The organism is Sulfurimonas sp. (assembly GCF_029027405.1).
In the GTDB taxonomy this organism is placed as follows: Bacteria; Campylobacterota; Campylobacteria; order Campylobacterales; family Sulfurimonadaceae; genus Sulfurimonas.
In genome coordinates this window covers 251,206-263,621 of the sequence record NZ_CP093396.1, presented here as the reverse complement: position 1 = coordinate 263,621, position 12,416 = coordinate 251,206, and the positions used below count along the sequence as shown (strand labels likewise).

General features: G+C 28.3%; 19 protein-coding genes. 13 read left to right on the top strand and 6 right to left on the bottom strand.

The window, feature by feature from the left end; genetic code table 11:
- Positions 1 to 243: 243 nt before the first annotated feature.
- From MOV42_RS01375 to MOV42_RS01345, 7 genes are all read left to right on the top strand, one after another.
- Positions 244 to 432 (top strand): hypothetical protein, encoded by a 189-nt coding sequence (locus MOV42_RS01375; protein WP_324172028.1) that lies wholly within the window; start codon positions 244 to 246, stop codon positions 430 to 432.
- Positions 429 to 911 (top strand): hypothetical protein, encoded by a 483-nt coding sequence (locus MOV42_RS01370; protein ID WP_324172027.1) that lies wholly within the window; start codon positions 429 to 431, stop codon positions 909 to 911. Before MOV42_RS01375 ends, MOV42_RS01370 begins: the two co-directional genes overlap by 4 nt.
- Positions 911 to 1,153 (top strand): ABC-three component system middle component 8, encoded by a 243-nt coding sequence (locus tag MOV42_RS01365; protein ID WP_324172026.1) that lies wholly within the window; start codon positions 911 to 913, stop codon positions 1,151 to 1,153. Before MOV42_RS01370 ends, MOV42_RS01365 begins: the two co-directional genes overlap by 1 nt.
- Positions 1,150 to 2,862 (top strand): hypothetical protein, encoded by a 1,713-nt coding sequence (locus MOV42_RS01360; RefSeq protein ID WP_324172025.1) that lies wholly within the window; start codon positions 1,150 to 1,152, stop codon positions 2,860 to 2,862. Before MOV42_RS01365 ends, MOV42_RS01360 begins: the two co-directional genes overlap by 4 nt.
- Before the next feature lie 99 nt (positions 2,863 to 2,961).
- Positions 2,962 to 4,314, top strand: a complete 1,353-nt coding sequence (locus MOV42_RS01355) for a hypothetical protein (protein WP_324172024.1) — start codon at positions 2,962 to 2,964, stop codon at positions 4,312 to 4,314.
- 105 nt (positions 4,315 to 4,419) lie between these two features.
- Positions 4,420 to 4,692, top strand: a complete 273-nt coding sequence (locus MOV42_RS01350; protein ID WP_324172023.1) for a type II toxin-antitoxin system Phd/YefM family antitoxin — start codon at positions 4,420 to 4,422, stop codon at positions 4,690 to 4,692.
- Positions 4,689 to 5,033, top strand: a complete 345-nt coding sequence (locus tag MOV42_RS01345) for a type II toxin-antitoxin system RelE/ParE family toxin (protein WP_324172022.1) — start codon at positions 4,689 to 4,691, stop codon at positions 5,031 to 5,033. Before MOV42_RS01350 ends, MOV42_RS01345 begins: the two co-directional genes overlap by 4 nt.
- Before the next feature lie 112 nt (positions 5,034 to 5,145).
- Here the strand turns inward: MOV42_RS01345 and MOV42_RS01340 are convergent, their stop codons facing one another.
- The gene (locus tag MOV42_RS01340) at positions 5,146 to 6,348 is read right to left on the bottom strand and encodes an IS3 family transposase (RefSeq protein ID WP_324170767.1); all 1,203 of its coding nucleotides are present in this window, start codon (positions 6,346 to 6,348) and stop codon (positions 5,146 to 5,148) included.
- A 988-nt stretch (positions 6,349 to 7,336) separates the two neighbouring features.
- Here MOV42_RS01340 and MOV42_RS01335 point away from each other — a divergent pair.
- The 3 genes from MOV42_RS01335 (at position 7,337) to MOV42_RS01325 (ending at position 8,362) form a co-directional block, all read left to right on the top strand.
- Positions 7,337 to 7,585 (top strand): hypothetical protein, encoded by a 249-nt coding sequence (locus tag MOV42_RS01335; RefSeq protein WP_324172021.1) that lies wholly within the window; start codon positions 7,337 to 7,339, stop codon positions 7,583 to 7,585.
- Positions 7,585 to 7,866, top strand: coding sequence for a type II toxin-antitoxin system RelE/ParE family toxin (locus tag MOV42_RS01330; RefSeq protein ID WP_324172020.1), 282 nt, complete (start codon positions 7,585 to 7,587; stop codon positions 7,864 to 7,866). Before MOV42_RS01335 ends, MOV42_RS01330 begins: the two co-directional genes overlap by 1 nt.
- 97 nt (positions 7,867 to 7,963) lie before the next feature.
- Positions 7,964 to 8,362, top strand: coding sequence for a hypothetical protein (locus MOV42_RS01325; protein ID WP_324172019.1), 399 nt, complete (start codon positions 7,964 to 7,966; stop codon positions 8,360 to 8,362).
- A gap of 45 nt (positions 8,363 to 8,407) precedes the next feature.
- Here MOV42_RS01325 and MOV42_RS01320 read toward each other — a convergent pair whose 3' ends face one another.
- Complete coding sequence (locus MOV42_RS01320; protein ID WP_416385436.1) at positions 8,408 to 8,647, bottom strand: hypothetical protein; 240 nt, start codon at positions 8,645 to 8,647, stop codon at positions 8,408 to 8,410.
- 85 nt (positions 8,648 to 8,732) lie between these two features.
- Entirely contained in the window at positions 8,733 to 9,029 is a 297-nt protein-coding gene (locus tag MOV42_RS01315) for a transposase (protein WP_324172018.1), read from the bottom strand.
- A 129-nt stretch (positions 9,030 to 9,158) separates the two neighbouring features.
- On the opposite strand from MOV42_RS01315, the gene MOV42_RS01310 reads away from it, so the two are divergent.
- Positions 9,159 to 9,350 (top strand): transposase, encoded by a 192-nt coding sequence (locus MOV42_RS01310; protein ID WP_324172017.1) that lies wholly within the window; start codon positions 9,159 to 9,161, stop codon positions 9,348 to 9,350.
- Between the two features lie 291 nt (positions 9,351 to 9,641).
- Here MOV42_RS01310 and MOV42_RS01305 read toward each other — a convergent pair whose 3' ends face one another.
- Positions 9,642 to 10,199, bottom strand: coding sequence for a hypothetical protein (locus MOV42_RS01305; RefSeq protein WP_324172016.1), 558 nt, complete (start codon positions 10,197 to 10,199; stop codon positions 9,642 to 9,644).
- A 194-nt stretch (positions 10,200 to 10,393) separates the two neighbouring features.
- On the opposite strand from MOV42_RS01305, the gene MOV42_RS01300 reads away from it, so the two are divergent.
- Entirely contained in the window at positions 10,394 to 10,675 is a 282-nt protein-coding gene (locus tag MOV42_RS01300) for a hypothetical protein (RefSeq protein ID WP_324172015.1), read from the top strand.
- On the opposite strand, the gene MOV42_RS01295 is transcribed toward MOV42_RS01300, so the two are convergent.
- On the bottom strand, positions 10,641 to 10,883 hold the full coding sequence (locus tag MOV42_RS01295; protein WP_324172014.1) for a hypothetical protein: 243 nt from the start codon (positions 10,881 to 10,883) through the stop codon (positions 10,641 to 10,643). The genes MOV42_RS01300 and MOV42_RS01295 overlap by 35 nt on opposite strands.
- 252 nt (positions 10,884 to 11,135) lie before the next feature.
- On the bottom strand, positions 11,136 to 11,771 hold the full coding sequence (locus tag MOV42_RS01290) for a hypothetical protein (protein ID WP_324172013.1): 636 nt from the start codon (positions 11,769 to 11,771) through the stop codon (positions 11,136 to 11,138).
- A 188-nt stretch (positions 11,772 to 11,959) separates the two neighbouring features.
- On the opposite strand from MOV42_RS01290, the gene MOV42_RS01285 reads away from it, so the two are divergent.
- Positions 11,960 to 12,346 (top strand): hypothetical protein, encoded by a 387-nt coding sequence (locus MOV42_RS01285; RefSeq protein ID WP_324172012.1) that lies wholly within the window; start codon positions 11,960 to 11,962, stop codon positions 12,344 to 12,346.
- Positions 12,347 to 12,416 lie beyond the last annotated feature (70 nt).

Sequence of the window (12,416 nt, the reverse complement as noted above, 5' to 3'; positions counted from 1 at the left end):
GGGCGCGGGTTGAACACCCACTGGTCATCTGTCGCACAGCGCCAGATAACAAGCGGGAGGAGCAAGCAACCATTGGAAAAACTAAAGTTTTACCAACGGCAGTTACTCACCCGCGCCCCCGTTGTATGACTAGGGAATAAGACTCATACTTTGCATACTTATGATTTATTCTAAAAAAATTACAAAAAGCAAAATAATATTTGAAATTAACACAAAGATGATAAAATACGATAAAGGAATCAAATGAACTTTATAAATGAATTAGCTGATAACAATACTTTTATAGTCTTGGCAAGTATTTCGAGTATCATAAGTCTTGCAATCACCTTATTTGTGGCTTCTAAAGTGATTAGCATTAATAAGTTTATAGATAAATCTAAAAACTTAGATCAAAAAAATACATTTGGCGATAATGAAGGAACAATCAATTGATTAAGCAGACTAATCTTTTTGGAGATAATATCATTAACTACCAAATTAGTATTGATGTTGAAAGATTACAAGAAATTGTACGTGAGGAAACACCAAAAGTAAAACAACTTTTAAATACATTAACAACTAGTGGAAAGAATGTAATTACTGACAATAGTTCTATTAAGATAGATGAAAAAAATATTCAAAATGAGCTAATTGATTTTTACGATAGTTTTATAAAAAAACAAGAAAGTAAAATAGAAATTTTAGAAAAATTTGTGATTGATAATTCACTATATGATGATATAGATTCTGCTAGCGATACATTGAAACTTTTTATTTATTCTCATCAAGATAGAAAAAGTCATAAATTAACGCCTAATATATTTAATATTTTGATACAAGAGCACACAAAAGGCTTAAAGGGTGATGATAAAGATGTAATGAAACTATTACTATTCTTTCTATACAGAGAATGCTTTATAGGGGATAAATAATGACTTATATTAAACCACACAAACTTAAACCCTTAAATGAAGATATCTTAGTTGTATCAAAATATATTATTAATGATTTAAAAGATATACATAATCAAGAAGACAAAATCAGTAATGTTCTACTTAGGTTAAAGAATAAATTAAAAATATCAGACAAAAGTTTTATTTTTAGTCTTAATTTCTTATACATGTTTAATAAAATTGAATACAAAAAAAATGAAGACAAGGTGCTATTAAAATGAAATTTATCAAAATTTATTCTAATGATAGTGAATTCAAAAATATCTACTTTAATGATTCTATTAGTTTTATACTTTCAGATGGACATAGTGTTGGTAAAACTAAACTATTAGAGCTTTTAGATTTTTGTCTTCTAAAAGACAAACCATCCTTTTTAAAACTCGAAAAGTTTAAAAACAAGAAAGAATTAGAGTTTTATTTAGAAATACAAATCAGAGACTTTTATGTGACTATTAAAAGAGTTTTAAATGCTTCAAGAAATGGGATAAGTATCAAGAAGTCTACTTCTAGCATTGAATGTTTAAATGAAGTAAATTTTGATTTTACTGGAGGGCAAGAGAACGCTTTAACATTTTTGAATCAATTATTAGAATATCAACTTGTTGGAAGACCTCTTAATTTTAGACATTATTTAAATTACTTCTTAAGAACACAAGATGACCAAAGTGATATTTTTAGATTAAATAAATATAATCGAAGCAAAGATATTGACTTTAAACCAATAGTAGCAACATTGCTAAATATTGATGGTAATTTTATAAAAGAAAAATATTTACTTGAAGCTGATATTTTAAAACTAGATAAAGAAATTTCAGTATTAGAATTTGAAGTTGGTGCGAATAAGACAAGAGATTTTATAGAAGGTGAGATTGAACTTTTAAGTAAAATAAGAGATGAAAAAGAAAAAAGGTTTCAAACATTTGATTTTTATCTTGAAGAAAATAATTTAAGTAAAGAACTTGTTTTAGATGTTGAAACAAAAATTTCTAAGTTAAATAAGCAAAGAAACTCATTAAACAGGGAAATTGCATATATCAATCAAGCTAGTGAGGATAAACTACTTATAGAGATGAATGAAATTGATGAATTGTTTAAAGAAATAGATCTAGTATTTCCAAATTCTATTAAAAATGAGTATGCAAAGGTAGTTGAATTTAATAAAAACTTATCTACTGAACGAATAGAGATATTGCAAGATAACAAGAAATCTTTTATATCTGAATTGGATGAAATTGAAAATAGTCTTTTCTTACTAAATAATCAAAGAGTTGAGTTATTATCCGTATTAACAGATAGTAATACAATGTCGAAATTTAAAAAAATTGAAAAAGAAATTATTGAAATTGAAACAAATATAAACCGTGAAAAAGACAAACTCGAAAAGTATGAGTTACTAGAATCAAAAATCTTTTTGAAAAGTACAAAAAATAGTGAGTTGGATAATATAGTAAAAAGAATAGAAAAGACAATAGAGTTTTTTAGAAATAACAATAATATTAAGCATATAATTGAGCAGTATGCAAGAATAATATTTAATGAAGAAGCCCTTTTCTCTGTCGGACTTAATTCACATAAAAACATCGAGTTTAATCTGAAAATATCCAATAATAATAATTTTAATAATCAACGAGATGATGGACACACATTTAGAAAATTATTAAGTTTTTTATTCTCAATAGCAATTTTAATTAATAATAAAGAAGATAACTTTTTCAGATTTGCTGTATTGGATTCTCCATTTGATGGAGATAGAAATGAATATCAAATTGGATTGTCAAATGCTATAAAAAAACTTACAGCAGAGCATAATGCTCAAGTTGTTATTACTAGTGTTTTTGATGAAATAAAAGATAAAAATATTTCAGACGATGCTAAAAAGAATGAAGTGCGATTTTTAGATGAAAATGATAAACTTTTTGGAGATTTCTAGTTAGTACCTTTATCTTGTGTAATACATACAACAAAACCTAGCAACGAACGCAAAGAGAGCGTCGCTGAAGATGAACGTTAAGCTTACATAAGGATTCAAATGAAAATAAAAGATATGCTGATTGAATTAATATCTGAATTAGGTAACTTTAATGATTTTGGATTTAATTTCATGACATCTAAAAGTGGGATACAATGTGGTTTTACACCTAAATCTATTGCATTATTTTATAAATTATCAGAGACTATTCATATAAACGATCCTGACTTTGAAACAATTGAGCTTAATAATTTTATTAAAATTGTTAAGCAATGCACAATAGACTTTTATACAGAAAATAAATTAAATAATTTTGAGACAAACCAAATAGAAGTAATGCAGAAATTAAAACAATCTATTAAAGATACAACAAAAAATCAAATGACAATATACACACATTATATTCCAGTGCATACACTAGGTTTTGAAAAAATTAAAACTTTAAAGTTAGGTAATATACATATTATGAATATTCAAACATGGATTGATTCTATAAATATTACAGGAAGAGAATGTTTTGATAATTTTAACTGGAAACAATATTTAAAAGACAGTGTAAATAAAATCAAAACAGAAACACCTAATGAACCATGTGATTGGATGATTGAGAGTGTATTTAATGCTATAGAAAAAGCACCTGCTATGATAAAAATTACAATTAAAGGTTTTGAAAAGGACTACTCTTATAAACTAGCTAATATAATTGCTAAAACAACATTAGATTCAATCTCTTTACTTTTTAATAAAGACGTTTTTTATCAGCAAATATTGCTTTCAGAAAGAACTATACCTATCATGACACATGGGATTGTTGAAACAGATGGTAATTTATGGCTACCAAGTAGTTCTTTAAGTTCAAGAATTCCTATTATATCTCCAAAACAATCACATGAAGAACTTTTAAAAAAGGATAATCAAAAGTTTTTACAAGGTATATCAGAAATTCTATATGCACTTGAAAACCCACAAGAAGCAAAGTATCCAAAATTATCTAGTCGTTGGGCAACTGCACTTGATTGGTATGCAGAAGGAATTAGAGAGCAAAATGATGCAATAGCCTTAACTAAAATTGCAACCTCTTTAGATGTGCTGTCAAACGGAGGTAAATATAATGGCATATTAAATATGTTACAAACTATCTATGGTATATCAGAAAATGATATTATTTTAAAAGACATAAAAAAAGAAACCAGTTTAAAAGAATTTGTAAAAGAAATATATGATTACGGTAGGTCTCAAATATTGCATGGCACTCATTATGAAAGATTAAAATCGTTCAAAAGACAAAGAGAACAAGCAAGTATCATTACAAGAACTGCTCTGTTTGGCTGCTTATTTTTATTGGCTGATTATACGGAAGAAGATTTAGATGCTGGGTTTAGAGAGTTACAAAAGCTTAACAAAACAGAGTAGCCAATAAATTACCTAGTGGTAATTTATTGGCTATCTTCAACCGTTAGCATCACGTTTATATATTAAGTCTTAATTTGGTACAATAAAAGGACTGAAGGAGATTTTATGCAAATTACAAATGATATAAAGCCTGTAACCTATCTAAAAAGTAGAGCAGCTGATGTTTTAAAATATATCAATGAAACTCATAGACCTATGATAATCACACAAAATGGTGAAGCTAAAGCTGTTATACAAGATCCAAAGAGTTATGAAGATATGAAAAATGCTCTTACTATAATGAAGCTTCTTTCATTTGCAGAAGAAGATATTAGAAGTGGAAATCTTCATACTGGGGAAGATGTTTTTAGCTCTGTTGAAGAACTCCTTAGCAAATGAGTAAAACTTATAAAGTTAAATGGACTTCAAATGCAAAAGAAGACCTTTTAAATATTGTAGATTATGTCAAAAATGATAGTTTAAATGCTGCAAGAAAAGTTTATGAACAAATAAAAGAAAAAGCACAATCTAGTAACTCTCTTCCTTTAAGAGGTAGAGTAGTTCCTGAACTTCAAAAAGAAGGTATAACTATTTATAGAGAACTGATTGAACAACCTTGGAGAATTATGTATAAAATTGAAAATGACACTGTTTATATTATGGCTATTTTTGATTCAAGACAAAATGTAGAAGAGCTGTTATTACAAAAACTGTTAAGAGGACATATGCTAACAAAATAGAGTAGCTATCTTCAGTCCTTATCTTCTCTTAATCACATAACCAATAGAGTATAATGCCCCTAAAAATCAAGACAACTTTCCTAAAGATTTAATTTCATAAGCAACTGTTACCTTACCCTACATTTTTTAGATATTCAAGATAAACATTCATCGGTTTTCTATAATCTAAACTTGAGTGAAATCTCTTAAAGTTGTATTTATAGATATAAGCTTTAACTCCTTCTTTTAAATTTCTAATAGTTTGATAATCATTTATGTAAATATTACCATGTTTAAGGGTTCTAAAAAATCTCTCAATTACTATATTGTGAATACTTCTAGCTTTCCCATTCATTGATATTTGAATATTATATCTTTTAAGTATCTGAGTATGCTCATTGCTTGTATATTGACTTCCTTGATCACTATTAAATATCTTAGGCTTAGGATACTTTGCAAGTGCCTTTTCTAGCACATCGGTTGCAAGTGTTGCATCCATAGAATTAGTACCACAAGGGCATGATAATATTTTATAGGAGAGTATAGCTTTAGAATGCCAGTCTATAACTGCTGCCAGATACATAAAACCTCCGTTAATACGAATATAGGTAATGTCACCACTCCATACTTCGTTTGGAGTAGGCACATAGACAGTATTTTTCTTACCAACTCTAGTCCAATACTTCTTGAGGAGGTACTCATATATTTTATGTTCTTTATTTTTAATACTTGTTAGTTTCTTTTTAGTTGGGTATATTGCTTGTATGCCAAGTATTGCCATATATTTCAAGACTCTATTTCTGCCAATGGCATAGCCATCTTCTTTGAGTTGCTCGTAGATAAACCTATAACCATACTCTGAGTTCTCTGTAGCTATCTCATCAATTTTATGAAGTAGTTTGATGTTTTTTTGACTCATTGGTACTGGTTGATAGTAATAGTGGCTTCTACTAATACCAAATATCTCACATTGCTCTGAAATTGATAATTTTTTATGCTTGGACTCGATCAAAGCTTTTTTATTACATAAGTCCAAGCTCTTTAGCTTTTTTTCAACGAAACCTGCTCTTACAGTTGCTTTTCCTAGTGCCTTAGCTAAGCCATCATTCTCAGTTTTTAACTCTTCTATTTCATCTCTATAAGCTTTCGTCGCTCCACCCAAGTCAAATGCTAAAGATGCATTTTCTAAAAATTGAGTCTTCCATTTTCCTAATGATTGAGAAGTGATTTTATACTTAGTTGCTAACTGACTTATTGTCATATCTTCTTTTAACATTTCTAAGACTATTTTAGTCTTCTGTTTTGCCGTATAAGTTTGCCCTTGTTTTCTACTCATAATTTATCTCCATAATTCTTACTTATTTTAGCTTTTTTGAAAATAAATCCTACTGAATTGGTGTCTTAGATTTTAGGGGCATTATAGTTGGCTGCTTGTTATAATCTGAGACGGACACCTGCACTGGTAAGAGCAATAAACTGATATAAAACGACAAGAAGAGAGACTAATATTGCATATATTAGTAAAAATATAGAAAATATACTCAAAAATTCATCTCAAAATTGAAAGAGAATTTTTAAAATGATAGAATATTAATATAAAGAAGAATCAGCTGACTTGTTCAGAGGGTTCAATTATTAAACTTAGCTAATTAGATAACAAAACTTTGTAACCAATAAATGCCCTAACGGTCATTTATTGGCTAAAGTCAAACGTTGTACGTTCCCGCGGAGCGGAAACGTACAACGGCGAAGCTGCGCCCTAAACGTGCCACCATCCATTTGTCGTATTTCGCTACGCTACATACAACAAATGGCAGGAGCTCCGCATCAAAGTGTATCTATGTTGTAAAAATTCAGCAACTATTACAAACTTTAAAAATTAAAAGGAGAAAAGAAAAATGGCTAAATTAGAAATGAATGGTGCATTCCCTCTTACAAAAGAGAGTATTGATAAGGAAATAACTAAAAAATAAGCAGGTAATTATGCCTTTGGACATGTCAAAGATGAAACATTTTATGTAAAATATGTTGGTCGTTCAGATATAGATTTAAATGATAGAATTAAACATGGTGTTGGAAATTATAAAAAATTTAAATTCTCATATGATTCAAGTCCAAAAAATGCTTTTGAAAAAGAATGTCAAAATTATCATGATTTTGGTGAAGATAAAAAACTTGATAATGAAATACATCCTGATCGTCCAGATAATTCAAATTTAGAATGTCAAGTTTGTGATATTTTTGATTAAGTTGAAAAGTTAAGTGAAACCCACTTAACTTTTGATATAATATAGCTATTAAAATAAATTATTGAAGGTTCATTTATGCAAACGTTAGCAGTTCATATTGAAGATAATTATATTCAAAACTTTATGAGTTATGTCAATAAACATAGTTCAGATATTAGTGTATCAAAAGATGAAAATTTAGAACTTGACCCATACTTTTATGAAAGAAAAAAGAAATTACATCAAATTAGAGATGATGTTCAAAATGGTAAAATGAGACTACTAACTCAAGAAGAGTCTGATAATGAAATTGAATTGTTTTTTAAAGAACTAGAAAACAATTAATGAAAATAATAAGAACGGAAGAGTATCAAAAAGAACTACTAGTAGTTTTAAAACATATTGCTAAAGACAAAATAGCTGCAAGTAGAAAATTCAAGCAAGACTTGAATATCCAAATCAATGAAATTCCAAACTTTCCATATAAATATAGACTATCATATTATTTTGATGATGAAAATATCAGAGATATGACATTTAAAACATATACAATAAACTATGAGATAGATTTAAATAAAAACACAATATTTATTTTTAGTATATTTAACCAAAATAAACCGTCATAGAAGTTCAGATACAACAAAACATAGGAACTTAATAAATTACCTAGCGGAAATTTATTGTTCTATTCGACCGTTATGTTACAAAAAGGTAAAAATATTTATGAAATTTTTATATTCTAGTCCGTACATAATAATAGCTTGGACTATGTTGATTTTAGTACATGAATCTTACATAAAAAATAAACCGTATGATGCAGGTATATTTATTTCATCCATCTTATTTATTATTTTTATTTATTTAGCAATAAAAAAATATAAACAAAAAATCGAACATTATCATAATCACAATAATATTATTGCAATAAATATTGGATTAATTCCATTGATCTTCGCTAATATTTTATTATCAAATATTGTATTAAAAGGAACGATGATAAATGAAAACGGAATGATTTATATTTTAGTTTTTATATATTCACCTGTTCTGTATGCCGTAACTCTTATTGGCTTAACAGTATATAAATACTTAAAAGATAAATTGAAACATAACAAAACATAGAGACTGTGAAACAATCAAGCCTCAAAGTTCATAATAATTCGATTTTTAGAAATTATATCGTTTAAATTGTACCATAAAAATATTTGATATTATTTTAGCCATATAGAGCCTAAAACTAGCGATATAAAAAGCTATTTCTTCTCTTATATCACTTAAGTCTCCATCTTTGACAGCTATCATCAGTTTTCTAAACAGAGCTATCCCTATCAGGTTTAGTAATCGTTTGAAATTATAGGTAAACATGATGAGTGCGTTTTCACCAGCTACTTTCTTTTTGCTTCTCACTAAGAAGTGATCCCAGCCTAAGCTTCTTTTGATTGTTCCAAATGGGTGTTCAACTATTGAACTTACATAAATCTATTTAGTAGATTTATTGCACTGACGCTTGTTGAGCTAGTCTTTTTTTGATGATAGCTTTTGATTCATCTGTTTGCATATTCGCATTATAGTTGTCAAGTAGCTCTTGATGTTCCCATCTTTGAGTCTGTTTATTCTTAGTCTTTTCACCTAAACATTTATCTTTGATTGGGCAGGCATTACAGTCGGTTTGAGAGCTTCTATACAAGTACATAGTTCTAGCATATGATTGATTCAATGATGATGTTCTTGATATTAGTTTATTGTTAGGGCATACATAAGCGTCTTTGTTCTTATCGTAGATAAACATATCTTTAGTGAACTTACCTTTGTTTTTTAGTTCTTGACCTGTATACTACCCCAAGAAAATCAAACAACTATTTCTAAAGTTTAATTCTTAAAAGAGTAAAATTAAACAATAAAAATAGAAGGTAATCTTATGAGTCGAAAAAGAACAACATATACAGCAGAATTCAAGACAAAGTTAGTTTTAGAAGTTTTAAAAGAAGATAAGACACTAAATGAAATAGCAAGTGTAAATAATATCACACCAAAAAACTTACAAAATTGGAAGAAGATATTCTTGGAAAATGCAGAAGTTGCGATGGAACCTGCTATAAATCGCATTTAAGAATGTCGTACCCTAAATAGTTAAGAATATCCTATCTGTAAACCTTAAAGTTAAAACCTCTTATTATAGGGCTTTAAAGCACTATCAAACTTCACAATATACTCTGAAACAAGCCTAAAGCATAGCTAATGTATTACGGATGTACTAGCTTATGTACTGCTTTGAAGCCCTAACGATGGGCTTAATAGCTGTTTTACTTACTTATTGATAATGAGAGCTTGTACTATAAAAAGTAAATCTTAAATAAATAAACTAATTATTAAGTATCTGTAAATGATGTTTAAAGATGGTTTACATCTCTCTAAATTCTTCTTCTAGTACATCAGATTTTATCTTGAAGTAGTAATACTCTCTTTTTTTATATGTTAGTTTTCTATATGCTTCTATAATCTCATTTTCATATGTGTTGAGTGTAGCTTGATATTGTGAATTGAGTTTAGTTTGGTCGCCTGTTAAATCACTTGATGTTTTAACATACATATTACCTTTGCCATAGAGTACCCAATTAGGGTTATATAAGTAGTTGTCATCTATTTGTTTTGCTAGTTCTGGGCTAATTTTTTGCTTTCCTGATATGATAGCTTTGAGTGTATCAAGGTTTGCTTCAATCTTTAAAGCAAATTGTGATAGAGATAGATTTGAGTTATCTACTATGTATTTTAATCGTTGGTGTTCATTCATAGTTTTTTTGTTATATATATATTTTTCATACTTAATAGGTAGCTTTTTTCTTCTTTTCCACCCGTCTATTGCAGAGTAAGTTATATTTAGTATCTTACACAGTTCATTGTCCTTATCAACATTAAGAGCCTGCTTAAGGGCTTTAAAATCTTCTTTAAACTTTTCCATATTACTCCATACATACTTTTTTGCTAAATTACATACAAATATCTTGACATACATACTAAATGTATGTATAATACACTTCTATATGATTTATTACCAACATAATACACAAATGTATTAAAAAGTTTAGTGAATTTATATAGCGTTCTTTAAAAACTCATTGTTAAGGGGATTAAACTTAATTTTTAGGAGAAATTATGAAAGCTGAATTTAGTGAGGACTATTACTACATTAGTAGTGAAAGTGATAATGACATACTGAGAGTATCAGTTAAAGAGATGTTCGATTTTTTAAAAAAACAAAACATCGGAAAACTTCCAAAAGAGTATATAGATTTACAAGATGAATATCGTAAACAGCAAGATGAGTTTGCTGAAGCAGTTTTATCTGAAAATATAGGTTATGTTGGTCGTAATGTAAATCCAAGAGAAAATATAGATATGTCTAAAGGTCTTCAGGACTACATAGTAGGTCTTTAGTGTTTAGATAATGTCTATACTTACATTGATTTGTATAGACATCATAAACAAAGAGATTGATTTTTTCGTCTATCTCTTTTTTTGAGGCAGGGGTTACATGAATACCTGTTGCTCTAAGAGTACTTTGTATTTCGTTGAAAATATTCTTTTTTAAAGTTTTTTTATTTTCATTAATTGCATCTAATGTGAGTAGTGGATTGTGAATCATTCTTAAGTCCTTATTTATTGTGTTTTGTGGTTATTGCATTGTACTACATAAACCTTTTAAGGTTTAGTAGTATCGGCATTTAGTGTCAAATATCTAAGGATTTAAGAATATCCCCTTAACAGTGAGTTTTTAGAGCGTTCTTTAAAAACTCATTGTTAAGGGGATAAAATTTAATCTAGGAGAGAATTATGGCAAGAAATAAACCTGTAGGTATGGGTAGAAATAAAGGCTTTGTTGAAAGAGGCGTAAAGCCTACTTTCCTTCCATCAAGAATGGGTAGAATACTAAGGTGTTGTGACGAGAAAAATCGTTGTAAAAACCATTGTAGAGACTAGTTAAATATGAAAGATAAGAGAATACATGAAGTTTAGTATCTTTAAGTTCAGTATCTTCAAAAAATGGCTTCTCATGAGGCATATTTATAGCTTCTTTAAATGAAGCACCAATTTTATAACTTTTTGCAAAACGATGTAAATTAGGATTTATATCATCTGCATATAAAATGAAGTTATCATTATTTGTGCTTTGTACAAAGTTATAAGCCACAATATCAAGTCTCGGTATTGAAAAGTAACTTGAATCTGAATCATTATCATTTTTTATAGCTTCAATAGTGTCATTAATAAAGGCTTCAGGAGATGAGTAATTATCTGAAATAGATAACTTATAGTCTTGCTCTACTTCAATTCTATAGTAGACATAAACGGCATAAAACTGTTTTTTCAATGCTAATAGTTCTTTGTTTATTTGAGGTATCAAACTTGAAAAATCACAAATATCATATTTAGTTTTACATTTTGAACATTCTATGTATTTTGTATTAGAAGAAATTGGAAATATAAAATCATTAAAACATTTTTTACATATACATCTACTATCTATTTTCATTCTTAAGTCCTTATTTGTTGTGTTTTTTGGCGATTACATTGTACTACATAAACCTTTTAAGGCTTAGTAGTATCGGCATTTAGTGTCAAATATCTAAGGATTTAAGAATATCCCCTTAACAGTGAGTTTTTAGAGCGTTCTTTAAAATCTTATTGTTAAGGGGATAAAATTTAATCTAGGAGAGAATTATGTCTAAAGAAAAAAAGTTATTTGGGTTATGTCAAAGTCAAGATTTAAATGTGTCTTTAACATGGCAGAAAATAAATGATTGGAGTGTTGAAATTTATCTAGGAAATACTTATAGAAAAATCTTTTATACTGATGGTCATACTCGTAAAAAAGATGCTTTAAAAGAAGCCATTGAATTTATGGAAACTTTTGACCGTATGAAATGGCAAAGTGAACCACAAGAGATTACGATTGGGCTAAAAGTTTCAATCAAACAACCTACTGTAATTGATACAGTAAAGTTGTTTATTGACCATTTAGATAAACACCATGATGATGGTGATAAGCGATACGAAATTTTAGCGATGTGTGCAGCTTCTCAGCAATGGATACTCAAGAATCCTTAGTCCTTATTTATTGTGTTTTTTGGCGATTACATTGTACTACATAAACCTTTTAAGGTTTAGTAGTATTGGC

Coding starts and splice junctions, on each gene's coding strand:
- MOV42_RS01335 (WP_324172021.1), top strand. CDS start 7,337: ATGCAAACGTTAGCAGTTCATATTGAAGATAATTATATTCAAAACTTT.
- MOV42_RS01295 (WP_324172014.1), bottom strand. CDS start 10,883: ATGATTCACAATCCACTACTCACATTAGATGCAATTAATGAAAATAAA.
- MOV42_RS01355 (WP_324172024.1), top strand. CDS start 2,962: ATGAAAATAAAAGATATGCTGATTGAATTAATATCTGAATTAGGTAAC.
- MOV42_RS01340 (WP_324170767.1), bottom strand. CDS start 6,348: ATGAGTAGAAAACAAGGGCAAACTTATACGGCAAAACAGAAGACTAAA.
- MOV42_RS01325 (WP_324172019.1), top strand. CDS start 7,964: ATGAAATTTTTATATTCTAGTCCGTACATAATAATAGCTTGGACTATG.
- MOV42_RS01305 (WP_324172016.1), bottom strand. CDS start 10,199: ATGGAAAAGTTTAAAGAAGATTTTAAAGCCCTTAAGCAGGCTCTTAAT.
- MOV42_RS01310 (WP_324172017.1), top strand. CDS start 9,159: ATGAGTCGAAAAAGAACAACATATACAGCAGAATTCAAGACAAAGTTA.
- MOV42_RS01315 (WP_324172018.1), bottom strand. CDS start 9,029: ATGTTTATCTACGATAAGAACAAAGACGCTTATGTATGCCCTAACAAT.
- MOV42_RS01345 (WP_324172022.1), top strand. CDS start 4,689: ATGAGTAAAACTTATAAAGTTAAATGGACTTCAAATGCAAAAGAAGAC.
- MOV42_RS01365 (WP_324172026.1), top strand. CDS start 911: ATGACTTATATTAAACCACACAAACTTAAACCCTTAAATGAAGATATC.
- MOV42_RS01330 (WP_324172020.1), top strand. CDS start 7,585: ATGAAAATAATAAGAACGGAAGAGTATCAAAAAGAACTACTAGTAGTT.
- MOV42_RS01285 (WP_324172012.1), top strand. CDS start 11,960: ATGTCTAAAGAAAAAAAGTTATTTGGGTTATGTCAAAGTCAAGATTTA.
- MOV42_RS01290 (WP_324172013.1), bottom strand. CDS start 11,771: ATGAAAATAGATAGTAGATGTATATGTAAAAAATGTTTTAATGATTTT.
- MOV42_RS01360 (WP_324172025.1), top strand. CDS start 1,150: ATGAAATTTATCAAAATTTATTCTAATGATAGTGAATTCAAAAATATC.
- MOV42_RS01375 (WP_324172028.1), top strand. CDS start 244: ATGAACTTTATAAATGAATTAGCTGATAACAATACTTTTATAGTCTTG.
- MOV42_RS01300 (WP_324172015.1), top strand. CDS start 10,394: ATGAAAGCTGAATTTAGTGAGGACTATTACTACATTAGTAGTGAAAGT.
- MOV42_RS01350 (WP_324172023.1), top strand. CDS start 4,420: ATGCAAATTACAAATGATATAAAGCCTGTAACCTATCTAAAAAGTAGA.